Source organism: Streptomyces sp. NBC_00193, from assembly GCF_026342735.1.
Classification (GTDB): domain Bacteria; phylum Actinomycetota; class Actinomycetes; order Streptomycetales; family Streptomycetaceae; genus Streptomyces; species Streptomyces stoeckheimensis.
Map to the genome: position 1 here is coordinate 623,250 of NZ_JAPEMM010000001.1, position 24,549 is coordinate 647,798.

Consider the following 24,549-nt stretch of genomic DNA (forward strand, 5'->3'; position numbering starts at 1 on the left):
TCAGCGGGACGTTTCGGGGCCCTGTGGCCGCGGGTCGAACTCGGCGGAGACCGGTGGAGCGTTACTCCGGACGGGGGCGCGGGGCCTGTGCGGTGGAGCCCCGCACGACGAGCTCGGGCTCGAAGAGCAGCTCTCCGGGCTGTACGGCGGCGCCCTGGATCTGCGCGGTGAGCAGCTCCACGGCAGCCCTGCCCATGGCCTCGATGGGCTGCCGGACGGTGGTCAGCGGGGGTTCGGTGCAGTTCATGAAGGCCGAGTCGTCGTACCCGACGACGGAGACCTGGCCGGGCACGTCGAGCCCGCGCCGGCGGGCCGCCCTGATGGCCCCCAGGGCCAGCGGGTCGCTCGCGCAGATGATGCCGGTCACCCCGCGGTCCAGCAGCCTCGACGTGGCCGCGTGGCCGCCCTCCAGGGAGAACAGCGCCCGCTCCACGTGCGCCGCGGGCAGCTCGGTGCCGGCCGCGGCGGCGACCGCCTGGGCGGCCACCAGCTTGCGCAGGGAGGGGATGTGGTCGGGCGGGCCGAGCACCAGCCCGATGCGTTCGTGGCCGAGGGAGGCCAGGTGGCGCCAGGCCTGTTCGACCGCGACGGCGTCGTCGCAGGAGACGCACGGGAAGCCGAGGTCCTCTATCGAGGCGTTGATGAGCACCACCGGGACCTTGCGGTCGTGGAGCAGCCGGTAGTGCTCGTGCGGGGCGTCGGCCTGCGCGAAGAGGCCACCGGCGAAGACGACGCCGGAGACCTGCTGCTGGAGCAGGAGCTCGACGTAGTCGGCCTCGGAGACCCCGCCGGTGGTCTGCGTGCAGAGCACCGGGGTCAGCCCCTGCTGGGCCAGCGCGCCGCCGATCACCTCGGCGAAGGCCGGGAAGATCGGGTTCTGGAGTTCCGGCAGGACCAGGCCGACCAGCCGGGCACGTTCGCCGCGCAGCTGGGTGGGGCGTTCGTAGCCGAGGACGTCCAGTGCGGTGAGCACGGACTGGCGGGTTGTCTCCGAGACGCCCGGCTTGCCGTTGAGCACCCGGCTGACCGTTGCCTCGCTGACCCCCACCTTCTTCGCCACTTGAGCAAGTCGTCGCGTCATGAGCGCAAGAGTAGCGCAAACAATGCAAGTTCCTTGCAGTTCGATTACGGCCACTTTGGCCCATCGGAAACCGGCGCGGAACCCCCCGCGCCCCACCGGCCCCGGCGGGCCTCCGGGCGTCGAGCGGCGGGGCACCCCGAAGGGATGCCCCGCCACCCTCGTTCCCCGGTGTTCGCCGCCCGCTACGGCAGCTGGTTGATCTTGAACGTCGAGGTCGTGTTCCGCACGTCCACGGCGTTGTCGCTCATCCTCAGGTTCTGGATGGTGACCTCACCCACCGCAGGCCCTTGTCCCGCCTCGGGCATCTCGTTCGCCCAGAGACCGAACCCGGACTTGGCGTCGAAGGCGTCACCGCTCTTCTTCGCCCCCGTGATGGTGATGTCCTTCAGAATGGTGTCCTTGATGGGATTGACCGGCTGGCCGCCGACGTACTGCGTCTGGAACATGATTCCGCTGTACGTCGGATCGACGATGTCCACGTTGTTGATGCGGATTCCCTGGAACACCTTTGAAGCCGAGAAGATCCAGATTCCGGGGAAGGTCTGCGCCCCCCAGAAATGGCCTCCGGCCCGGACGATCGAGATGTTCTCGAAGAGCGTCGGGTCGGTCCCGAATCCGTTCATCGGATACCCGAAGTCCAGCGAGCTGATGGTGATGCCCGAGTAGACCAGGATGTCGGCGATGTAGATGTTGCGGAAGGTGTTGTTGAAGCCGCCGTAGACGGCGACACCGGCCGCGCGCCAGGTCAGGATGGCGCTCAGGTTCTCGTAGACGTTGTTCTTCATGTCCGCGCCGCCCGCGTCGATGGCGGAGAACAGCGCGAAGCTGTCGTCACCCGTGGAACGCGCCTCGATGTTGGCCACGAGGTTGTCCGTGCTGCCGTTGGTCATGTTGATGCCGTCGGCGAAGGTGTCCCGGATCCGCGAGTTCTTGATCGTGATCCGGTCGGTGTTGGCGCCCCAGTACAGGCACACCTGGTGCTCGTTCCAGATGTTGTCGATGGTCATGTCGGTCACGTTGGCGAAGTCGAAGACCTTGCCCGGACCGTCGATGCGCGAGGTGTAGTTGCCGAAGTAGGCGAACCCCGTGAAGGACGAGCCCTTGGCGGTGCCCTCCGCACGCCATCCGTTGTCGGTGTTGTCCTGCGAGGACGGGGCGTGGAAGCGGGTGAACCACGGCCCGGCGCCGACGACCTGCACGGCCTTTCCGTACACCTGGAACTTGCTCGCCGTGTCGTAGTCGCCCGGCGGCAGGTAGACGCCCACGAGCTTGCCCGTGGTGTCCATGCGGACCTTGTCCAGGGCGTTCTGCACGTCCTGGTGGGTGAAGCCGGCGGGCACCGTGTAGGTGGCCGGGTCGGGGTTGGGGATCACCGTGGCTTGTTCCAGGCTCACGAAGTCGATCGCGTAGGTGGTGGTGTTCGCCGCGTCCTTCTGGAGGCGGATCTTGCTGCCCGGCGGGACGGTCTCTCCGAGGAGGATGTTCGCCTCGTCGTAGATGTGCCGCGGGGCTCCGGCGCTCGGGGCGTTGCCCGGGCCGGCCTCGGCCCCGTAGAGCCAGGCGTACTTCGAGGTCAGCGGCAGGGCCTTCTTGAGGACGCCGTTGACGTAGACGTTGATGGTGGAGTCGATGCCGCCGCCGCCCGGGGCGTCCGGGATGGAGAAGCGGGTGACCAGGGTGTTGGTCGCGGCCCGGGTGGTGAACTCGACGTACTCGCCCGTCGCGTCCAGGTTCACGGCCTTGCGGCCCGAGGCCTCGCCGGCGATGTCGCCGACGGTGCGGTTGGGGCCGACGACGTTGGCTCCGCCGCCGACCACGCCGTCCTCCGCCTCGTAGGTGTCGAAGGGCATGTTCGCCCCGCGGCCGACGAAGAAGGGCTTGGTGGAGGTGTTGTTGGCGCGCTTGACCGGAAGTTCGTTGGCATCGTCGGCGAGGACCACCTTGACGGTGTACTTGCCGTTGGCCGCCGTCCAGTTGCCGAGCGCGATCGGTGCGGAGGAGGCACCGGCCGCGAGCGCGCCGCTGAAGGATCCCGTCAGCGTACGGATGGTGGCGCCGCCCGCGTCCTGGAGCGTGAGGGTGACGTTGTGGGTGCCCGCGGCGGCGGCCACGGTGCCCTGGTTCTTGACCGTGACGGAGAAGCCCACGGACTGGCCGGCGGACGGGGCGCTCGGCGACCACCCGACGGACGAGGCCACCAGGTCCGAGCTGTCGACCGGGCGGACCACCAGCGGGGAGCCGGTGAGGCTGTTGTTGGTGTCGTTCTGCTCGACGACCGTGTTCGCCTCGTCGGCGATCGCGCTCAGCGGGTAGCTGCCCGCGTCGCGCGGGCCGATGCCGGCCGTGACGGTGGCCGAGGCGCCGGCGGCCAGCGCGGGCACGTTGGCCGAGGCGATCTTCGAGCCGCCGAGCTGGAAGGAGACGGTGGTCGCCGGAGCCGGGGCCGGGCCGCTGTTCTTGACGGTGGCGGACAGGGTGACGGAGTCCGACTCCACCGGCGCGGCCGGGTTGGCGCTCACCGCGGTGACCTGGAGGTCCGGGTTGGGCGCCGCGACGCCGATGACCTGGAACTCGGCGATCTGGCCGTTGGAGGAACCGGTGTTGGAGGTGAAGCGCAGCTGCACGTCCGCGACCCGGGCGTTCACCGGGATGGTGACGGTGTTGGAGCCGGAGGCCGGGTTGAAGACGTAGTCCTTGGCGGCCACCAGGCCGGTGACCCCCGAGGCGCTCTGCTCGCGGCCGAGGACCTGGATGTTCTGGGTGCGGGTGCCCCAGCTGCTGTCCGGGTTGAGCTTGAGGACCAGGCGGTCGACGTCGGCGTTGGCGCCGAGCTTGACGGTCAGGGTGCTCGGGTAGGCGCCGCCCGCGCCCTCCCAGTAGGTGGAGGTGCTGTTGTCGTTGGCGTTCTCCGCGACGAAGGTGTGGATCACGGAGGAGCCCTCGATGGGCTTGCCGACGGCCAGGTTGGAGCCGCCCGTGCCGCCGCTGCCGTTGCGGGTCACGGAGTTGCTGTCGCCGGAGCGGTTGCCCGCCGCGTCCTTGGCCCGGACGAAGTAGCTCACGGTGGCGGTGGCGGGCTGGGTGTCGGTGTGCGTGGTGGCACTGCCCGCGACCGTCGTGAGCAGCACGTTGTTGGCGAAGACCTCGTAGCCGGTGACGCCGACGTTGTCGGTGGAGGCCTGCCAGTTCAGCTTGATCTGGCCGGCGGCCGGCTCGGTGAGGGTCAGGGATCCCGGGGTGGTCGGGGCCTGGGTGTCACCGGTGTCGCCGGCGCGGGTGACGCTGTTGCTGTTGGCCGACTGGTTGCCGGCCGCGTCCTTGGCGCGGACGTAGTACGTCACGCTCGCGGAGGCCGGCTGGGTGTCGGTGTAGGTGGTGACGTTGCCCGCGACGCTGGTGCGGAGCTGGTTGTTGGCGTAGACGTCGTAGCCGGTGACGCCGGTGTTGTCGGTGGAGGCGTTCCAGGTCAGCTTGATCTGGCCGGTCGCGGGCTCGCTGTAGGCGAGGGCGGCGGGGGCCGTCGGGGCCTGGGTGTCGCCGGTGGTCGGGCCGTAGATCTCCAGCTCGGAGAGCTGCCCGCCGGGCTGTACGGAGTTGGACGCTATCCACACCCGTACGTAGCGGGTGGTGGTGGCGTCGAAGGCGATGCTCACCGTGTTGGCGCCGGCGGCGTTGAACTCGTACCCCTTGGACGCCGTCAGGTCGGTGTAGTCCGTGCCGTTGGCACTGCCCTGGATCTTGAGGGTCTGGGTGCGGGCGCCCCAGTTCTCGGGGAGCTTGAGGACCACGCGGTCCACGCGCACGGAGGAGCCCAGGTCGGCCTGGAGCCACTGGGGCATGGCGTTGTTGACGCTCTCCCAGTAGCTGGCGGTGTTGCCGTCGTTGGCGTTGCCCGGCACGTAGACCTGGGTGTTGCTGCTCGCGGTGAGCGTCTTGCCGAGGGCCAGGTTGGTCCCGGACTCACCGGGGGCGCGGACCTCCAGCTCGGAGAGCTGGGCGGCCTGCCAGCCGGTGTTGGCGGTGATGTCGATGCGCACGTACCGGGCCTGGGTGGCCGGGAAGCCGATGGTGACCACGTTTCCGGCGCCCTGGCCGAAGGTGTAGGTCGCCGAGCTCACCAGGGTGCTGAAGCTGGTGCCGTCGGCGCTGCCCTGGACGGACAGGGTCTGGTTGCGGCTCTCCCAGGAGGCGGGGAGCTTGAGCACCACCTGGTCGACGCGGGTGGTGGCTCCGAGGTCGGTCTGCACCCATTGCGGGAAGGTGCTGCCGGCGCTCTCCCAGTACGAGGACTGGTTGCCGTCGGTGACGTTGCCGGCCGCGTAGGCGCCGTTGGTACTGCTCGCCGTGGCGGGCCTGCCCGCCGAGACGCTCGGTCCGCCGGCGGCCACGGCGGTCAGAGCGGGCCAGCCCAGCATCAGCAGGGCCGTGCTGATCAAGGCGGCCAGGGTCCGCCATCTCCAGTTGTGCCTTCTCATATGTCCTCGTCCCTCGACATGAACTTTCTGAACCACAAGAGCCACGAATTTGCGGTGTGCGGTGCGAGAGTTGCAGAGCTTTGGCGAGTCGTCTACATCCCTGACCGCACTTTTATGCCGTCATCACTTGCGCAAGCTGGGCGCAAATAACGCAAGCCATTTGCGTGAGGGGGAGAAATTCCGCTTACGCCCGAACCGGCCTACGGTTCGTACTCATGCGGTCCCTGCGGTTCCTCCACACGAGCGCTCGGCGCCTCGGGCTGCCCAGACGGGCCGCCTCCCAGATCCTGCTGACCCAGCTGGCCATCGCCGCCGGGGTCCTCGCCCTGGCCACCGGCCTGTTCCTGGCCCCGCTGAGCGCACAGCTCGACGACCAGGCCATGCGGCGCGCCCTGGCCATCGCCCAGAGCGCCGCCGCCGACCCCTCCCTGGCCGCCGGCCTCATCGGCTCGGCTCCCTCGCCGGACAGCCCGGTACAGGCCTCCGCGGAGCGGATCCGCTCCGCCACGGGCGCCGAGTACGTGGTGGTCCTGGACCTGGACGGCATCCGCCGCTCGCACCCGAGCCCCGACCGCATCGGGCGGCCCGTCTCCACCGACCCCGGCGAGGTCCTGGCCGGCCGCGAGGTCATGGAGATCGACGAGGGCACCTTGGGCCGCTCGGCGCGGGGCAAGGTCCCCCTGCTCGCCGCCGACGGGGAGATCGTCGGTGCCGTGTCGGTCGGCATCGCCTACGACAGCGTCCAGGGCCGCCTGCTCGGCGCCATCCCGGGCCTGCTCGCGTACGCCGGCGGCGCCCTCGCGGCGGGCGCCCTCGCCGCCTACCTGCTCTCGCGCAGGATCCACCGCCAGACCCGCGACCTGGCCTTCTCCGATATCGCGGGCCTGCTCGCCGAACGCGAGGCGATGCTGCACTCCATCCGCGAAGGCGTGATCGCCCTCGACCGGGCCGGCCGGGTCCGGCTGGTCAACGACGAGGCCGCCCGGCTCCTGGGCCTCGCGCCCGAGGCCGCCGACGCCGCCACCGGCCGTGCCCTGGACGAGGTGCTCGGCGCGGGCCGCACCACCGACGTCCTCACCGGCCGGGTCACCGGCCTCGACCTGCTCACCGTCCAGGGCACCCGGGTCCTGGTCGCCAACCGGATGCCCACCGAGGACGGCGGAGCCGTGGCCACCCTGCGCGACCGCACCGAGCTGGAGCACCTGGGCCGCGAGCTCGACTCCACCAAGGGCCTGATCGACGCCCTGCGCGCCCAGGACCACGAGCACGCCAACCGGCTCCACACCCTCCTCGGCCTGCTGGAACTGGACCTGTTCGAGGAAGCCGTCGAGTTCGTCACGGAGGTGGTCGGAGTGCACCGCAGCACCGCCGAGCAGGTCACCGAGAAGGTGCACGACCCGCTGCTCGCCGCCCTGCTGATGGGCAAGGCCACGGTCGCGGCGGAGCGCGGGGTCCCCCTGCGGCTGGCCGGTTCCGCGCTGCTGCCCGACCGCCTCGTCGACCCGGGAGGCCTGGTCACCATCCTCGGCAACCTGGTCGACAACGCGCTGGACGCCGCGGTCGGCTCGTCCGCGCCGCTGGTCGAGGTCGACATCCGGGCCGACGGCCGCACGGCGGTCCTGCGGGTCCGCGACAGCGGCCCCGGCGTCCCGGTGGAGCGCCGCGAGGAGATCTTCACCGAGGGCTGGTCGACCAAGCAGCCCCGGGCCGGCGCCCACCGCGGACGCGGGCTCGGCCTCGCCCTGGTGCGGCGTCTGGCCGAACGGCAGGGCGGCACGGTCCGGGCCGGCGAGGCGGCGGACGGAGGGGCGGAATTCTCCGTCGTCCTCCCGGAGGCCCTGCGATGAGCGCCTACGACGCGTCCGGCGGCTCCCGTGCGTCCGGTACGGCCGGCGCTTCCGGCGCTTCCGGCGCTTTTGACGTGCTGGTCGTCGACGACGACCTGCACGTCGCCCGGATCAACGCGGCCTACGTGGCCAAGGTGCCCGGCTTCCGCGTGTCGGCCCAGGCCCATTCGGCGGCGGGGGCGCTGGCGCTCCTCGACTCCCGCCCCGTGGACCTGATCCTCCTCGACCACTACCTCCCCGACGAGAACGGCCTCGACCTGGTCCGGCGCCTGCGCGAACGCGGCCACCACACCGACGTGATCATGGTGACGGCCGCCCGCGACCTGGCCACCGTGCAGGCCGCGATGCGCCTCGGCGCCCTCCAGTACCTGGTCAAGCCCTTCACCTTCGCGGGCCTGCGCACCCGCCTGGAGGCCTACGGGGCCCTGCGCCGCACCCTGGACACGGGCGGCGAGGCCGAACAGGCGGAGGTGGACCGGATCTTCGGCGCCCTCGCCGCGGCCGGCGCCGACGCCCCGAGCGACCTCCCCAAGGGCCACTCCCCCACCACCGCCGACCTGGTCCGCGGGATCCTGCGCGCGGCCGAGGGCCCGCTCTCCACCCAGCAGATCGCCGACCGCGCGGGCATCAGCCGCCAGACCGCCCAGCGCTACCTCAAGCTCCTGGACCGCGCCGGCCGCGTCGTCCTCGCCCTCCGGTACGGCGAAACGGGCCGTCCGGAACACCGCTACGCCTGGCGTCCGCCCACAAGCGGCTGACGCCGGCCCGCGGCCGGTCCCGCTCCCGGCCGTGTCGGCCCTACACCGCCCCGGCGCCCGTCAGCGCGCGGACCTCGGTCTCCGCGTGCCGCCGCTCGTCCGGCTCCTCCGCCGAGGTCACGGTGCCCAGCCAGCCCGCCAGGAAGCCCAGCGGGATGGAGACGATGCCCGGGTTCTGGAGCGGGAAGAGCTGGAAGTCCACGCCCGGGAACAGGGATTCGGGGCTGCCGGAGACCACCGGGGACAGGGCCACCAGCAGCACGGCCGGGAGCAGCCCCCCGTACACCGACCAGACGGCGCCCCGCGTGGTGAACCCGCGCCAGAACAGCGAGTACAGGAGCACCGGCAGGTTCGCCGAGGCCGCCACCGCGAAGGCCAGGCCCACCAGGAAGGCCACGTTCAGGTCCTGGGCCAGCAGACCCAGCGCGATGGCCACCGCCCCGATCCCGACGGCCGCCACCCGGGCCACCGCAACCTCGCTGCGCTGCCGGGCGTGGCGGCGCTTGAGCGAGGCGTACAGGTCGTGCGCGACGGAGGCCGACGAGGCGAGGGTGATCCCCGCGACCACCGCGAGGATGGTCGCGAAGGCGATGGCCGCCACGAAGGCGAACAGCACCGCGCCGCCGGTCGAGTCGGCCCCGCCGCCCAGGAAGGCCGCGAGCAGCGGCACCGCGGTGTTCCCCGAGGCGTTGGAGGCCCTGACCTGCTCCGGCCCGAGCAGCGCCGCCGCACCGAAGCCGAGCACGATGGTCATCAGGTAGAAGCCGCCGATCAGCCCGATCGCCCACACCACCGACCGGCGGGCCGCCCGCGCCGTGGGCACGGTGTAGAAGCGGGACAGGATGTGCGGCAGCCCGGCCGTGCCCAGGACCAGGGCGAGCCCGAGGCTCATGAAGTCGAAGCGGGCCGTCCAGTCGCCTCCGTACTTGAGCCCGGGGCCCAGGAACCGGTCGCCGTGCCCGCTGCGCTCGGCGGCGCTGCTGAGCAGCTGGTCGAAGTTCCCGTGGAAGCGCAGCAGCACGAGCACCGTCAGGGTGATCGCGCCGCCCATCAGCAGCACGGCTTTGACGATCTGGATCCAGGTGGTGGCCCGCATTCCGCCGAAGGCCACGTAGATCACCATGAGCGCACCGACGCCGATGACGGTCAGCGTCTGTGCGGCCCGGCCCGAATCGGCGAGCAGCAGGCCCACGAGGCTGCCGGCACCGACCATCTGCGCGACGAGGTAGAGCACGGAGACCACCACCGAGGAGGTTCCGGCGGCGATCCGCACCGGCCGCTCGCTCATCCGCGCGGCGACCACGTCGGCCAGGGTGAACCGGCCGCAGTTGCGGACGAGTTCGGCGACGAGGAACAGGACGACCAGCCAGGCGACGAGGAAGCCCACCGAATACAGCAGGCCGTCGTAGCCGAAGAGGGCGATGAGGCCGGAGATGCCGAGGAAGGAGGCGGCGGACATGTAGTCGCCGGCGATGGCGAAACCGTTCTCCATCGGGGAGAACAGCCGCCCGCCCGCGTAGAACTCCTCTGCCGAACCGTGCCGGTTGCGGCTCACCCAGGTGGTGATGCCCAGGGTGACGGCGATGAAGACGCTGAACAGGAGCAGCGCCAGGGTCTGGTGTTCGGTGGTCACCGGCCCGCCCCCCGTGCTCGGGTGCGCTCCCCGGCGTCCGCCCGGCGTACCTGCTCCTGCTCGAAGACCGTCCAGCGCAGGTCCAGCGCCGCGCGGTCGCGCCGCAGCCGGGCGTGCCGGGCGTAGGCCCAGGTCAGCAAGAAGGTGCTGAGGAACTGGCCGAGACCTGCGAGCAGGGCCACGTTGACGGACCCGAACACCGGCCGGGCCATCATTTCGGGCGCCGTGGTCGCGGCGACCACGTAGGCCACGTACCAGAGGAAGAAGCCGACGGTGGCGGGGACGACGAACCTCCGGTAGCGGCCGCGCACTTCCTGGAAGGCGGCGCTGCGCTGCACTTCGAGGTAGATGTCGGACGCGGCGCGCGCGGGCGCGCCACCTGGGGAGGAGCTCGGCGGTGACGTTTCCGCTCCACCGCCGGCCGCTCCACCGGGCCCCTCGCCTACGCCGGCACCCTCGCCCTCGCCCCAACCGACGGCCAGCGCGTCGTACCAGGGGTCGTCCAGCCGGATCGTTCCGGCATCACGACCTTCGTGCTTGTCCACCGAACTCTCCTTGTCCGCCGCCGCAGTGGCCGCGTGCCCACAAGGATGTGCGGGAGGGACGGTTTCCGGACTGGTGTCCCGGTGCTCTTCACTCCATCAGGTGATGGAGCGGAGAGCACCGGTGTGCCAGGGCGGAGGAAGTGCCACCGGGGGTCCACCCGGTGGCACTCGTCAGCGGCCGGGGGCCGCTCAGGCGTCGATCCGCGACCGGTCCAGGGTGGCGGCGGAGCTGGTGATGAACTCCTTGCGCGGAGCCACCTCGTTGCCCATGAGCAGGTCGAACACCGACTCGGCCGAGTCCAGGTCGCCGATGTTGATCCGCCGCAGGGTGCGGAAACGGGGATCCATGGTGGTCTCCGCCAGCTGGTCGGCATCCATCTCGCCGAGGCCCTTGTAGCGCTGGATCGAGTCCTTGTACCGGATGTTCTTGCGCTGGTACTCCAGAAGGGTCTGGCGCAGCTCGTTGTCCGAGTACGTGTAGACGTACTTGTCCTGGCCCTTCTTCGGCTGGACGAGCTCGATCCGGTGCAGCGGCGGCACCGCGGCGAAGACCCGGCCCGCCTCGACCATCGGGCGCATGTAGCGCTGGAAGAGGGTGAGCAGCAGGCAGCGGATGTGCGCGCCGTCCACATCGGCGTCCACGAGCAGGACGATCTTCCCGTACCGGGCGGCGTCGATGTCGAAGGTCCGGCCCGAGCCGGCTCCTATGACCTGGATGATCGCCCCGCACTCGGCGTTCTTGAGCATGTCCGAGACTGAGGACTTCTGGACGTTGAGGATCTTGCCCCGGATGGGCAGCAGCGCCTGGAATTCGGAGTTCCGGGCGAGCTTGGCCGTACCGAGCGCCGAGTCCCCCTCGACGATGAAGAGCTCGCTGCGCTCCACGTCGTCGCTGCGGCAGTCGGCCAGCTTGGCGGGCAGCGAGGAGGACTCCAGCGCGGTCTTGCGGCGCTGCGCCTCCTTGTGCTGGCGGGCAGCGATCCGGGTCCGGGCGGCCGCGACGATCTTCTCCATCACGGAGCGGGCCTGCTGCTTGTCGTCGCGCTTGGTGGAGGTCAGGAAGGCCTTGAGCTCCTTGGCGACGACGGCCGCGACGATCCGGGTGGCCGCCGAGGTGCCGAGCACCTCCTTGGTCTGCCCCTCGAACTGCGGCTCGGCGAGACGGACGGTGACGACCGCCGTCATGCCCTCCATCGCGTCGTCCTTGACCACGTCGTCCTCGGCGACGCGCAGCAGCTTCGCGGAGCGCAGCACCTCGTTCACGGTCTTGGTGACCGAGCGCTCGAAGCCGGAGATGTGGGTGCCGCCCTTGGGGGTGGCGATGATGTTCACGAACGACTTCACGTTCGTCTCGTACCCCGTGCCCCAGCGCAGGGCGATGTCCACGCCGAGCTCGCGGGTGACCTCGGTGGGGGTCATGTGGCCGCGGTCGTCGAGGACCGGGACGGTCTCCTTGAAGATCCCGGTGCCGGTCAGGCGCAGGACGTCGCAGGCCGCCTTGTCCTGCGCGAGGTACTCGCAGAACTCGCTGATGCCCCCGTCGAAGCGGAAGGTCTCCTCGGTCTTGCCGGCCCCTTCCAGGGCCCGCTCGTCGCGGACCACGATGGTCAGGCCGGGCACGAGGAAGGCCGTCTGGCGGGCGCGCTGGTAGAGCGTGTCCAGCGTGAGCTTGGCGTCCTTGAGGAAGATCTGCCGGTCGGCCCAGTAGCGGATCCGGGTGCCCGTCTTGCCCTTGGCGATCCGCTTGCCCTTGCGCAGGCCGTTGGCGGGGTCGAAGGGGCTGTCGGGGCCCTGCTCGGTGAACATGCCGGGGACGCCGCGGCGGAAGCTGATGGCCTGCGTCGCGCTGCCCCGGTCGACCTCCACGTCCAGACGCGCCGAGAGCGCGTTGACGACGGAGGCGCCGACGCCGTGCAGGCCGCCGGAGGCCGCGTACGACCCGCCGCCGAACTTGCCGCCGGCGTGCAGCTTGGTCATGACGACCTCGACGCCGGAGAGGCCGGTCTTGGGCTCGATGTCGACGGGGATGCCGCGACCGTTGTCGCGGACCTCCACCGAGGAGTCCTCGTGGAGGATCACCTCGATGTGGTCGCAGTAGCCGCCCAGGGCCTCATCGACGGAATTGTCGATGATCTCCCAGAGGCAGTGCATGAGGCCCCGGCTGTCGGTGGAGCCGATATACATGCCGGGGCGCTTGCGGACGGCCTCGAGGCCCTCGAGGACGAGCAGGTGCCGCGCGGTGTAGTTGGAGCCGTCCCGGTCTGCTCCGGTCAGCAGTGCGCTGGAAGGCACGGACGTGTCGGCGGTCACGCAGTTCGCTCCTCGCTGAATTCTTTTTCTGGCCCGGTCGGGCGCAGTGGTGGCTCGGTTGCCGCTGGAAGGGTACCGAGGCCTGGTAGAGCCGATGCAACGCCACCCCAGCCCCTTCGTCAGCCTAGTGCAGGTCCGTACGCATGTTCGATCACCCGTGGGAGTGAAGCAAACATCACGTTCCCTTCCGCGCATGAACCATTTAGTGTTCGGGCACGTCCTCATGAACAACCGGCACTCAGCCGGAGAGGGCAGAACTGCGACAAGCGAACGACCTGACAACGCGAAACCGTAAAGCAACGCAATACGGCTCCTTCGCCGCCAACCGGCAACGGCCGGCCAGCTTCGGAAGGAAGTTTCGAGGAAAAGCCGCGAGCGGGAACGTTTTCGGCCTGGTTGGATGTTGACCCTGGTACGACAGCTCGTCGAGCTAGAGAAGAGGCGACGTGACTACTGTTCTGACACCCGCGACCCCGCTGACGGCCGCTGACCGATGCGACCGTTGCGGCGCCCAGGCATATCTGCGCGTCGTCCTGCTGAGCGGCGGTGAACTGCTCTTCTGCGCCCACCACGGGCGCAAGTTCGAGCCGGAACTCAAGAAGATCGCCGCGGAAATACAGGATGAGACCGAGCGGCTTACGTCCGCTCCGGCGGCCAGTGCCGCCGAACCCGAGGACCGCTGACACAAGGCCTATACCTCGCATCCGACGAGCCAGGACCGGCGTAGCCGGTCGACGGGCGGTACCTCTGCGACCCAGAGGGACCGCCCGTCCTCATGTCCGGACGCGGTTCAGCGCCCCGGTGCGGGCCGGTCCCCCGCCGCGAGGCCCCTCCCGGGCCCCTGGGCGGGCCGTACGTCCACCCCCAGCACTCCGCGGGCACCAGGACGGCCCAGCTTCCCCCGGGCCGCCTCCGGGCCGCTGACGGAGTCGGCCGAGCCGGCTGAGTTGGCCGAGTGCGCCGATTCGGCGACGAAGCCGATCAGCGGTGCGATCCGCGTGTACACCCCCGGGCTGTCGGCCCGTCCGCAGCCGCGCCCCCAGGACACCAGTCCGATCAGCCGGCCCTGGGCCACCAGGGGACCGCCGCTGTCCCCCTGGCAGGCGTCCTTGCCGCCCTCCCGGTCCCCCGCGCACACCATGGAGTCGGCCCGGTACTGACCGTCGGCGTCTCCCGGGTAGGCCCGCCCGCACACCTCGTCCGCCAGCACCGTCACCCTGGCGGCCCGCAGCGCGTAGGCGTAGTCGCCGAAGCCGCTGGTGTCGCCCCAGCCGTATACGGCCGCCTCCGTGCCGGCGCCGTACGCCGGATGCCCGTGGTCGGCCATCGGCAGCACGTTCTGCGCGGCCACGGCTTCGGCCAGCTCCAGGACCGCCAGGTCGCCGGCATTGCTGCCCGGGTCGTAGGCCGGGTTCACCCGGGCGGAACGCACCGCGATCTCGCGGCCCTCGCCCGCGCGCAGCTCCGTACGCCCGGTGATCACCCGGAAATCGCGGACGGAGTCGACCGGGCCGCCCAACACCTGGCGCCCCAGGCAGTGGGCCGCGGTCACCACCTTGGTCGGGGCGACGAGGACGCCCCCGCAGAACTGCCCTCCGCGCGTACCCCCGAACCGGTCACGGCTCGCGAGGGCCACCACCCAGGGGGCATCGGCCACCTTCACCGGCGTTCCGCCGATCACCACGCTGTCCGCGGCCGCTCGCGGCGCCTGGAAGAGCGGCGCCGCCGCCGCTCCCGCCGCCAGGGTCAGCGCTCCCGCCAGGACACGGGCAAAGGGACGACGCATGAGGCCTCCTGACTCCGAGTGTGCATGACTCCACTCAGAGTGGGACGCCCGGTGGCCGTGCGCACCCGCGCGGCCACCGGCGACGACCTGCGGCGAACTCAGTCGAGGTAGTCGCGCAGCACCTGGGACCGGGACGGATGGCGGAGCTTCGACATGGTCTTCGACTCGATCTGGCGGATGCGCTCACGGGTGACCCCGTAGACCTTGCCGATCTCGTCGAGGGTCTTGGGCTGGCCGTCCGTGAGGCCGAAGCGCATCGAGACCACGCCCGCCTCGCGCTCGCTCAGCGTGTCGAGAACCGAGTGCAGCTGCTCCTGCAGGAGCGTGAAGCTCACGGCATCGGCCGGTACGACGGCTTCGGAGTCCTCGATGAGGTCACCGAACTCGCTGTCGCCGTCCTCGCCGAGCGGGGTGTGCAGGGAGATCGGCTCGCGGCCGTACTTCTGGACCTCGATGACCTTCTCGGGGGTCATGTCGAGTTCCTTGGCCAGCTCCTCCGGGGTGGGCTCGCGGCCCAGGTCCTGGAGCATCTGGCGCTGGACGCGGGCCAGCTTGTTGATGACCTCGACCATGTGCACCGGGATGCGGATGGTGCGGGCCTGGTCGGCCATGGCGCGCGTGATCGCCTGCCGGATCCACCAGGTGGCGTACGTGGAGAACTTGTAGCCCTTGGTGTAGTCGAACTTCTCCACGGCGCGGATCAGGCCCAGGTTGCCCTCCTGGATCAGGTCCAGGAAGAGCATGCCGCGGCCGGTGTAGCGCTTGGCGAGGGAGACCACGAGGCGGAGGTTGGCCTCCAGCAGGTGGTTCTTGGCCCGGCGGCCGTCCTCGGCGATGATCTCCAGCTCGCGCTTGAGCTTGGGCGCCAGCTTGTCGGAGTTGGCGAGCTTGTCCTCGCCGAAGAGTCCGGCCTCGATGCGCTTGGCGAGCTCGACCTCCTGCTCGGCGTTGAGGAGGGGGACCTTGCCGATCTGCTTGAGGTAGTCCTTGACGGGGTCGGCGGTGGCGCCGGCCACGGCGACCTGCTGGGCCGGGGCGTCGTCCTCGTCGTCCGAGATGACGAAGCCCTTGCTCTCGGCGCCTTCCTCCTCGTCCTCGGACTCGGCCTTGGCGGCTCCGGGGGTGTCGTCCGCGGAGTCCTCGTCGCCCGCTTCGTCGGCGTCCTTCTTGGCGGCGGTCTTCTTCGCCGCCGTCTTCTTCGCCGCGGTCTTCTTGGCGGGCGCGGCCTTCTTCGCCGCCGCCTTCTTCGCCGCCGTCTTCTTGGCTGCGGGCTCGGTCGCGGTCCCCTCCGCGAGGGCGTCGAAGGCTGCGTCCGTGCCGACGGGGTCCGGTTCCGCCGCCTCGGCCACCGCGTCCGGCTCGGCCACGGCGGGCGCGGCCGCCGTCCTGGCCGCCGTCTTCTTGGCGACGGGCTCGGTGGCCGTCCGCTTGACGGGGGTCTTCGCTGCGACGCTCTTGCGGGTGGCGCGCTTGGGCGACTCCGCGGCACTGACCATCAGCGTCACACCCTCTTCCTCGAGGATCTGGTTGAGGCTGCGCAGAACATTCTTCCACTGGGTCGCAGGAATCTGGTCAGCCTCGAAGGCCCGACGCACGTCATCGCCGGCGATCTGCCCCTCGGCCTTGCCCCGCTCGATGAGCGCCATCACAGACTCGGAATCGGCGATCTCCGGCGGGAGCGTACGGGATGTGCTGGCCGACACGAACAACCTCTCGGAACGATGGAAACGGCTTCCGACCCCGGCCTGGTGGTGCTGGACCGGAGCCGACGACCACCGACTGGGGATGGGCCGGGGGCGCGGGCAGGGGCCGGGGAGCTGCACAGCACCCCCAAGGGCTGCTGTCTTCCCTCCGTCGGCCATCACCTCTTAGGTCATCGCGTGACCTCGCGGAGCGTTACGCCCAATCTTCGTGGCCCGAGTCACACCCCGTTTGATGCCATGCCGGTCATACCGTGATTTCTGCACGTCCGGTGTGCCCGAACACGCCCCGTTTCGCGGGCCGGACGGCTCCCCGGAATCGGCCTCCCGGCGGCCGCGGACCGGAGCCGGGAACCGGCCGGGGCGCTCAGAACCCCGGCGGGGAGCCGGACTCCGCCGCCGCCGAGCCCTCCCCGGACGCCGTCCGGGGATGCCGCCCGGGGCCCTCGGCCCATCGACACGCCCGCGCCCGTGCGGTGCGGCCCGTCAGTGCTCGCGCGGGGCGGGGACCACGCGCTCGACCTCCGGATGCACCGTCAGAAGCTGGCGCATGGCGTTCTCCGCGCCGATCGCGTCACCGGCGGCGAGGCACTCGACCATGCGCGCGTGGTGCGCGACGCAGGTCTCGCTGGGGCGGTCGCAGGCGGTGACGGGACTGCCGGACACCTGCAGGGCGGCGGAGACGATGCCGGAGAGGTGCTCCAGCATGCGGTTGGCCGCGACCTGGATCAGCAGGGCGTGGAACTCGTTGTCGGCGCGCGCGAAGGTGATCGAATCACCCTGCCCGAGAGCGTGTCCCATGATCTCGACCATGTCGGCGAGGCGCTGCTGGATCTCCGGCCGGCCGTGGCCGGCGGCGAGGCGGGCCGCGAGCGGTTCGATGGTCCAGCGGAGCTCGCCCAGCTCACGGCGCTGGTCGTCGCGCTGCGGGCCGAAGGCGCGCCACTCGATGATGTCGGGGTCGAGCAGGTTCCAGTCGGCGACCGGGCGGACCCGGGTGCCGACGTTGGGGCGGGCGCTGACGAGGCCCTTGGCCTCGAGGACCCGCAGGGATTCGCGGACGACGGTGCGGGAGACCTCGAAACGCTGCCCGATCTCCTCGGGGACCAGCGGGCGGTCCGCGCCGAGGTCGCCGGAAACGATCATCTGGCCGAGCTGCTGGACGAGTTGGCCGTGCAGTCCGCGGCCGCGGCTGCCTGCGGCGCGGCGGCCGACCCGGCTCAACTCGACGTCGGATCCGTCCCAGTGGGGCACTCCCACCCGGTCGGCCCCCGAGGCCTCCGGGTAGGGGTAGCGGTCGAGTTCGCCCGCGCCGGCGAGGCCGGAATCGGCATGGCGGGCGGCGGTCATCATGGTGTGCGCAAGGGTACTCACGAATCCTTTGTCGGCCGTGTCTCCGCGACCCTTGAGGTCTTTGGTGAAAAGCACACGAAAGGGTGATCGGTGCCACCTACGCAATTGACGACTTATCGTAAAGAACCGGGCCTTTTGCGGGGAGTTGCGGTCCGCCGGGCCTGATGTGGACCACAACGGTCCCGTTGGGTCCGGACCGGCACCGGAACGATCACCAACGATCCCTCACAAACGGACGCGGCCGCGCAGTCCTGTGAACCCATAGGCGCACAACAGGACCATCAGCGACAACACCAGCGCGGTGCCGACCGGTTGGGCCATCACCCGGATCGCCCCGAGGACCACCCGGTCCGCCTCCGGCGGCCACTGCGCCCAGGCCAGGCCGCGCAGCCGCTCCGCGAGTCCGGTGACCGGGTACGCGGACGGGCCGTCCAGGGCCTTGCGCACCAGCGGTACGACCATGACCGGTACGGCGAGCACCGCGGCCAGACCGGCGGAGGAGGACCGGAAGACCCCGGAGGCCAGGACCCCGGACCAGGCGCAGCCGATGAGCAGCCCCGCCCAACTCGCGGCCGGGGAGACCCACTCCGCGGGCGTACGGAGCGGCCCGCCGCCGAACACCAGTGTCAGGGCGGCGGCGTCCGCGGTCACCGCGAGTGCGCCGAGCAGCAGCGCCAGGGCGGCGCTGACGCCGAGCTTCGCCGTGAGCAGCCCGAGTCGGCGCGGGACGGTGCCGCGGTCGGCGGCGAGCGCGGGGTAGCGGTACTCCTCGCCGAAGGCCAGGGCTCCGAGCAGCCCGGCCCCGAGCGCCGCGGGCGGCAGCGGCAGCAACTCCGGCCAGGCGGCGAGCAACCGGTTCTGCGGCGTGTGGCCGGCCCGGGCCAGCACCAGGGCGGTGACGACCGAGACGGCGACGACGAAGGCGGCGGTGAGCACGGGGGTGGCGGTGCCGAAGGTCCGGTGCAGCTCGTAGCGCAGGGGTCGCAGCGGGCCGCCGAGCCGGCGCACGGTCGAGGCGGGCCTACTCGACCGGGATGCCCGGGCGGTGCGTCGGGAGCGGGCGCCGTCGCCGCCGCCCGCTCCGGACGCGGTCGGCGTTGCGCCGGCGGTCGCGGCCGGGGCCCCGGATCCGGCGTGGTCCCGGGCGTGCGGCAGCGACGGCTGCGCTCCCGCGTCTCCGGTCTCGTCGGCGAGTTGGTGGACGAGCACGCCGTGCCGGAAGGCGGCCTCGCCGACCTCGGCGCAGTTGCTGCCGTAGACGGACAGCCGGCTGCCGCTCTCCTCCACGATCTCCACCGTGCGCCGGGCGTCCCGCGCCTCCCGGCCGAGTACGTCGGCCAGCCGGGCGGCGTGCGGGGTGCGGACGGCCACCCGCGGCCGGAGCCGGGTCCGGGCGAACTCGGCGGCGTCCTGGTCGGCGACGAGCCGGCCCGCCTCGATGCTCACCACCCGGTCCGCGCTGCGGGCGGCCTCCTTCGCGTCGTCGGTGGTGAAGAGCACCGCTCCGCCGAGGGAGGCGTGGCCGCGCAGCAGCCCGTGCAGCCAGCTCCGTTCACGGGGCGAGAGCCCGGCGGCGGGCTCGTCGAGGAGGAGCGTGCAGGGGTCGGCGAGCAGGGCGGCGGCCAGCGCGACCCTGCGCTCCATGCCGAGCGAGAGCGAGCCGAGCCGCTGGTCGCGCAGTCCCGCGACGCCGACGACCTCCAGCATGGCGTCGGCCCGCGCGGCCGGCACGCCGGCGGCGGCGCAGAGCATCCGCAGCTGGCCGCGCACGGTGCGCGAGGGGTTGCCGGGGAGATCGCCGAGAAGCACGCCGACCTCGCGGCCCGGATGCGGGATCCGGTGCAGGGGGCGCCCGCGGAAGTAGGTGACTCCGCGGCCCGGTTCGAGTTCGAGCATGAGCCGCAGCGCGGTGGTCTTGCCCGAGCCGGGCTCGCCGAGCAGTGCGGTCACGCTCCCGGGGCGGGCCTCGAAGGTGAGGTCGTCCACGAGGGGCGGGTTGTTTCGGCGGGGGGTGCTGGTGAGTCCGATGGCCTGGAGCATCGCTTCTCTCGCGGGGGGTGAGACCGCTCTGCGGCAGGGTGAATTCCGCAAACAAGATAACGCGATATGTCCGATTTAAGGCGCAGGTTGTCGCGCGTCTCGCCCGTGTCGGCGCCGAAGCCGTCGCCCCCGGCCGTGCGAGCTCGGACACCGGCCGGGCCACCGGCTCGGGCGGCGCCCCGGAGGCGGTGCGGGGCGCCCGTGCGTCAGACTTCCGGGCGCAGCATCGGCGGGTTGAGCAGGGTGGCCCCGCCGGCCCGGAACAGCTGGGCGGGACGGCCGCCCTGACGCGTCGTCGTACCCCCGGCCGGGACCAGGAACCCGGGGGTGCCGGTGACCTTGCGGTGGAAGTTGCGGGGGTCGAGGGCGACCCCCCAGACGGCTTCGTAGACCCGGCGCAGCTCGCCGACGGTGAACTCGGGCGGGCAGAAGGCGGTGGCCAGCGAGGAGTACTCGATCTTCGAGCGGGCCCGCTCGACCCCGTCGGCGAGGATCTGCTCGTGGTCGAAGGCGAGTCCGGCGCCGGTCTGGCCGTCCGTGGACAGGAGCTCGTCGACGGGAGCCCAGCGCGCGCTGTTGGCATCGCCGCCGGCCCGCGGGGCGGGCAGGTCCGGAGCCAGCACCAGATGCGCGACGCTGACCACGCGCATGCGCGGATCCCGCTTCGGATCACCGTAGGTCGCCAGCTGTTCGAGGTGTGCCCCGTTGCCCACGTCCGGAGCGGCCGGGTCGTGGGCGCAGAGGCCGGTCTCCTCGGACAGTTCACGGGCCGCGGCCGCCGACAGGTCCTCGTCCCCGCGGACGAAGCCGCCGGGCAGCGCCCAGCGTCCCTGGAACGGCTGCTCACCCCGTCGGATGACCAGCGCGCAGAGCGCATGGCGCCGCACGGTGAGCACGACCAGGTCGACGGTGACGGCGAAGGGCGGAAAGGCCGACGGGTCGTAGGGCGACATGACGCGATCATAGTCGTCTGCCTGACGATAAACAGAGCTTTGGAGATCTTCGGACCCGGGAACCGGAAGCCCCGACCTGGTGCGGCCCGATCTGCAGGGTGCCTCCTACCCGCCCAGTTGCAGTGCATCGGCGGCCTCCTCCACCATGCCCAGGCCCGTCCGGCTGATCCGGACGGCGAAGGGTTCCCCCGAAACCCGCAGCCCTGAGAGGCGGAGCCCGCCGAGCGGAGCCCCGGGGAGCGGTACGAGGGCGACCGTGCCGGCGGGGGCGTCCGGACGGATACCGGCCAGCGCGGTCAGTACGTGGATCCCCGCGGCCGCCGCGACCGCCGCCGGCCGGCAGGCCGCCGGATGCGGAAGCGGAGCACTGCCCTCGGTGCGCTGCTCGGCCGCGTACATCTCCGGGAGGCGGTAGCCGAAGCCCTCCGCCGCGTCCAGCAGGCCCCGGAGCAGCCCCGTGGCCTCCTTCTCGAAGCCCGCCTGGGCCAGGCCGCCCACGGCGACCGCGCTCTCGTACGGTCGCACCGCGCCCGAGCGGTACCCGAACGGGTTGTGCCCCGGCTCACGGACCGCCATGCTGCGCAGCCCCCAGCCGCAGTCCATGGCGGGGGCTCCCAGCAGCCGGGCAAGTTGCTCGGTGCGGACCCGGTCGAGCAGCCCGCGCGCGAGCCGGCCGCCGCCGAGCAGCCCGGTGTCCAGCAGGTGGGCGGCGGCCCCCGTCAGCCGGGGCAGGGGCCGCCCGTCGGGATGCAGGGCCGCCGCGGGCCGGCCGCCGTCGGGGCCGTCGACCCAGAAGCGGGCTGCGAACCGCTCCCGCAGTTCGGCCGCCCGGTCCCGCCACTCCTCGGCTCCGGGCCTCCCGCACCCGGCGAGCAGGTCGGCGCCGAGGAGCAGGGCGCGGTGGGCGTGGGCCTGGGTTTCACAGCGCCGGGGTCCCGGATCGGGATCGGCCAGGAAGCCGTCCTCCCCGAAGGCGCCCCGGATCCACTCCAGGCACTGCTCGGCGGCGGGCAGCAGCTGGGCCACCTCCGCCTCGGGCATCCCCCAGAGCCGGGCTTCGGCGAGCACCGCGGGGAAGGCGAGCGTCGCCTCGGTCCCGGTGCACCCCGGGGGCAGCTGCGGCCCCGCACCCCGGAGCGGCCCCGGGATCTTCCCCGCGTCGGCGCCCCGCCCTGCGGTCTGGGTCCGGGCCAGGATCCGCAGGGTCGCGGCGGCCAGTCCGGTGCCGAGTGGGAGCGCCATGCGGGCGGCCCACAGGGACTCCGCCGGGGCCAGCCCGAGCCTCCACGGCACTCCGGCCGCCGCGTAGCTGTCGGCCGGCTGCTTCGGATCCCTGAGCAGCAGGGCGCCCAGGTCCTGCACGCTCGTGCGCAGCCATGCCTCGGCCCGCGGGTCGTCGCCCTCCGCGCGGGCGTCGTCGGACAGCGGGTTGGCCACCTGTCCGGCGGGGGCCCGGGCTCCTCGGTCCCGGGTGGTCCGCAGCTCGATGGTGCGGGACTCGCCGGGGCGCAGTTCGAGCTGCCAGCGCAGCAGCCCGGCCGAGGCCAGGGCGTCGTCCGGAGGCGGCTCGGCCGCGGTGACGGCCTGGGCCTCGTCGGCGGTCCAGCGCAGTCCGGCGGCGTGCACTGCTGCGGGCAGCTCCGGCCCGGCCCGGCCGGCGGCCACGTCGGCCAGCTCCGCCAGGTCGGTGCCGAGCGAGACCTCCACCGGGATCCGCAGGGGCCGGCCGGTGTAGCTGCGCAGGGTGATCCGCTCGGTGCCGTCGGCGTGCCGGATCCGCTCGATCCCGACGTCGGGGTCGGGACCGGGCTCCGCTCCGGTGCGGACGGTCGCGGTGAAGGAGGCCCGGTCGGCGCCGAGGCTGCGGCCCTGGACCGCGACCGGGTCCCGGCCCGCGACGCGCAGCACGCAGCGGGACAGCAGCCTGAGCCCGGCGCGGTAGATCCCGTCGACGCCCTGTCCGGTGAGCTGGCCGTGCTCGGGCGAGATGACCAGGCACGGCGCGGAGACGCAGATGACGGCACCGTGCACGGGCGGCAGGTCGGCCCTGCGGGTGGGGGCTACGCGGGCGGGGGGTACGGGGTGGGACATGGGTCGCCTTGTCTGCGCTCCGGGTGGGTCGGCTGGGCGGCGGCGCGGCCGGATCCCCACCACCCCCCAGCGCAACGCCCCCGCCCCCGCCCGGGTCACGGGCCCCGGTGGGGGCTGCGCCCGGTGGAGCACCGGCCTTCGCGGGGACGGCCGCCTCAGGACCGCTCGCGCCCCTCCCCGCAGCCACGCCCGGAGCCCGGACCCGCACCCCTCCCCCGGACCGCCGACCCGGCCCTCATCCCGACCGCACACCTGACCCGAATCCCAGCCCGCACCCCGACGACCCAGCCGGCCCGAATCCCAGCCCGCACCCCGACGACCCAGCCGGCCCGAATCCCAGCCCGCACCCCGACGGCCCGGCCGGCCCGTGTCCCGGCCCACAACCCGACCGCCCGGCCCGCCCGTATCCCGGCCCACAACCCGACCGCCCGACCCGCCCGTGCCCCGGCCCGCGACCCGACGGCCCACCCCGCCCGCAACCCGGCCGCGGCAGCAACCCCCGCCGGAGGTCCACCCCCACCCGCGCCTCACTGCTCGCTCCCCGCGGTGCTGCCGGACTCGCGGCGGCCGATCGTCCTGCCCGTCCTGCCCGGGCGGCCGGGCGGCCTGGTGGCGGAGCCCGCCCGCCGGGGTCCTGCGGGCAGGCGCCCGCGGCGCGGTTCCCGGCGCCGCCGCTCCTCCCGCAGGCACTCCCGCAGCCCCTCCGGGTCGATCCCCTCGTTGCACGCATGGTGCAGCAGCTGCGCGAAGCGATAGCTCTCGTCCGCCCGCAGGGCCAGCCCCAGGGCGATCCTGGCCGTCGGCTCATCCCCCGTGGACCAGGAGACCCAGCCCGCCAGGGTGAGGGGAGCCGCCGCGTGCTCCCCGTAGGCCCCGACGCAGCGCCGGGCCAGGGCGCGCCAGAGCCGCAGGGCGGGGGCCGCCTCCTCGCCCTCCATCCACTCGGCGGCGATGTCGCGGATCTCGCGGTCCTGGAGCCCGAGGATCAACGAGGCGGCCTCGTCGTGGCCCAGTAGCCCGTCGTCCCGGGCATCGGCTCCGGGGCCGCCTTCGGACGGCGGCGCCAGGGTCATGCGCTGGATCAGCGCGCGGGCGAGCAGGACGGTCTCGGCCCCCACCTCCTCCCGGGTGGCCCCGTCGAGGATCTTCGGCACCAGCGCGACGGCCGCCCGGTCCAGGGCCCCTTCCATCTCGTCGGCCAGCGTCCCGCGCAGCGGTGTCAGCCTGCGCTCGATCTCCCGGAGGGAGCCCCGTACCCGGAGTCCCGCGAAAGTGGCCGCGGCCGCCATCACCGAGGTGCCCGGCGCGGCCAGCGCGGTGCCCTCGGCGGGGCAGCACCGCCCGTCCGGGCAGCAGTAGGACCAGTACCGCCCGGCGGAGAGGCACAGGGCCTCCAGCACGGGCACGTCCAGGGCTCCGCAGGCCAGCCGGATCCGCTGCGCGAGCGGGCGCAGCCTGGTCATCACCCGCTGCGCGCTGTCGCCGCGCTGCGGGTCCTGGCAGAGGAAGACGATGATGCCGTCGGGCCGGGACCCGCGCCGCACGCTGCCGCGGATCAGACAGTCGGCGACCTGCCGGGCGGTGTCCTCCCACTCGTCGGGGACCGCGGGAATGCCCACCCGGAGCCGGCCGCCGAAGCGGCCGGCCTCCCCGTGGACGGCGACCATGACGAGGGAGTCGCTCGGATGGAAGCCGAGCATGTAGGGCAGCGCATCGGCCAGTTCGGCCGGACTGCGCAGGGTGATCCGGGATGCATCGACGCCTCCGGACGTGCCGGTGGACGAGGGATCGGACGGGATGCGTGCCGCATCGTGGTTGTTGTTCGTCATGTCCCGAAGGTCCCGTGTCCGACCGGATCCGGAAACCCCTGTGGATAACTCCCGACGGCAGCGAACCGACAGCGGAGCCCGACGGCGAAGAACCGGCGGCGGAGCCCGGCGGCAGAGAACCGGCGGCGCCGTAGGGCACCGCCGGCAC

General features: G+C 72.3%; 15 protein-coding genes. 3 read left to right on the forward strand and 12 right to left on the reverse strand.

The window, feature by feature from the left end:
* Positions 1-61 precede the first annotated feature (61 nt).
* The gene (locus OG898_RS02520) at positions 62-1,081 is read right to left on the reverse strand and encodes a LacI family DNA-binding transcriptional regulator (protein WP_266954723.1); all 1,020 of its coding nucleotides are present in this window, start codon (positions 1,079-1,081) and stop codon (positions 62-64) included.
* Between the two features lie 182 nt (positions 1,082-1,263).
* On the reverse strand, positions 1,264-5,556 hold the full coding sequence (locus OG898_RS02525; RefSeq protein WP_250746524.1) for a discoidin domain-containing protein: 4,293 nt from the start codon (positions 5,554-5,556) through the stop codon (positions 1,264-1,266).
* Positions 5,557-5,771: 215 nt separating this feature from the next.
* On the opposite strand from OG898_RS02525, the gene OG898_RS02530 reads away from it, so the two are divergent.
* Both OG898_RS02530 and OG898_RS02535 read left to right on the forward strand, forming a co-directional pair.
* Positions 5,772-7,403 carry a sensor histidine kinase gene (locus tag OG898_RS02530; protein ID WP_250746526.1) on the forward strand — a complete coding sequence of 544 codons (1,632 nt, stop codon included), beginning with the start codon at positions 5,772-5,774 and terminating at the stop codon, positions 7,401-7,403.
* Positions 7,400-8,161 carry a response regulator gene (locus OG898_RS02535; RefSeq protein WP_266954726.1) on the forward strand — a complete coding sequence of 254 codons (762 nt, stop codon included), beginning with the start codon at positions 7,400-7,402 and terminating at the stop codon, positions 8,159-8,161. Before OG898_RS02530 ends, OG898_RS02535 begins: the two co-directional genes overlap by 4 nt.
* 40 nt (positions 8,162-8,201) lie before the next feature.
* On the opposite strand, the gene OG898_RS02540 is transcribed toward OG898_RS02535, so the two are convergent.
* The 3 genes from OG898_RS02540 to OG898_RS02550 form a co-directional block, all read right to left on the reverse strand.
* Positions 8,202-9,794: a cation acetate symporter gene (locus OG898_RS02540; protein WP_250746543.1), complete on the reverse strand. Its 1,593-nt coding sequence runs from the start codon at positions 9,792-9,794 to the stop codon at positions 8,202-8,204.
* Positions 9,791-10,339 carry a DUF485 domain-containing protein gene (locus tag OG898_RS02545; RefSeq protein WP_250746545.1) on the reverse strand — a complete coding sequence of 183 codons (549 nt, stop codon included), beginning with the start codon at positions 10,337-10,339 and terminating at the stop codon, positions 9,791-9,793. The genes OG898_RS02540 and OG898_RS02545 overlap by 4 nt, the downstream gene beginning before the upstream one ends.
* 189 nt (positions 10,340-10,528) lie before the next feature.
* Entirely contained in the window at positions 10,529-12,649 is a 2,121-nt protein-coding gene (locus OG898_RS02550) for a type IIA DNA topoisomerase subunit B (protein ID WP_250746547.1), read from the reverse strand.
* A 446-nt stretch (positions 12,650-13,095) separates the two neighbouring features.
* Between OG898_RS02550 and OG898_RS02555 the strand changes: the two genes are divergently transcribed.
* On the forward strand, positions 13,096-13,332 hold the full coding sequence (locus OG898_RS02555; RefSeq protein WP_112449103.1) for a hypothetical protein: 237 nt from the start codon (positions 13,096-13,098) through the stop codon (positions 13,330-13,332).
* A 107-nt stretch (positions 13,333-13,439) separates the two neighbouring features.
* On the opposite strand, the gene OG898_RS02560 is transcribed toward OG898_RS02555, so the two are convergent.
* The 7 genes from OG898_RS02560 to OG898_RS02590 all read right to left on the reverse strand — a co-directional run bounded on the left by OG898_RS02560 (position 13,440) and on the right by OG898_RS02590 (position 24,401).
* Complete coding sequence (locus tag OG898_RS02560; RefSeq protein ID WP_266954730.1) at positions 13,440-14,435, reverse strand: serine protease; 996 nt, start codon at positions 14,433-14,435, stop codon at positions 13,440-13,442.
* 98 nt (positions 14,436-14,533) lie between these two features.
* Positions 14,534-16,144 (reverse strand): RNA polymerase sigma factor, encoded by a 1,611-nt coding sequence (locus OG898_RS02565; RefSeq protein ID WP_266954732.1) that lies wholly within the window; start codon positions 16,142-16,144, stop codon positions 14,534-14,536.
* A gap of 477 nt (positions 16,145-16,621) precedes the next feature.
* Positions 16,622-17,563 carry a FadR/GntR family transcriptional regulator gene (locus tag OG898_RS02570; protein ID WP_274549883.1) on the reverse strand — a complete coding sequence of 314 codons (942 nt, stop codon included), beginning with the start codon at positions 17,561-17,563 and terminating at the stop codon, positions 16,622-16,624.
* A 150-nt stretch (positions 17,564-17,713) separates the two neighbouring features.
* The gene (locus tag OG898_RS02575; RefSeq protein ID WP_266954736.1) at positions 17,714-19,528 is read right to left on the reverse strand and encodes an ATP-binding cassette domain-containing protein; all 1,815 of its coding nucleotides are present in this window, start codon (positions 19,526-19,528) and stop codon (positions 17,714-17,716) included.
* A gap of 206 nt (positions 19,529-19,734) precedes the next feature.
* Positions 19,735-20,481 (reverse strand): NUDIX domain-containing protein, encoded by a 747-nt coding sequence (locus OG898_RS02580; protein WP_250748883.1) that lies wholly within the window; start codon positions 20,479-20,481, stop codon positions 19,735-19,737.
* Between the two features lie 105 nt (positions 20,482-20,586).
* Positions 20,587-22,572 (reverse strand): glycogen debranching N-terminal domain-containing protein, encoded by a 1,986-nt coding sequence (locus OG898_RS02585; RefSeq protein ID WP_266954738.1) that lies wholly within the window; start codon positions 22,570-22,572, stop codon positions 20,587-20,589.
* 527 nt (positions 22,573-23,099) lie between these two features.
* The gene (locus tag OG898_RS02590) at positions 23,100-24,401 is read right to left on the reverse strand and encodes a DUF4192 domain-containing protein (protein WP_266954740.1); all 1,302 of its coding nucleotides are present in this window, start codon (positions 24,399-24,401) and stop codon (positions 23,100-23,102) included.
* Between the last annotated feature and the right edge of the window lie 148 nt (positions 24,402-24,549).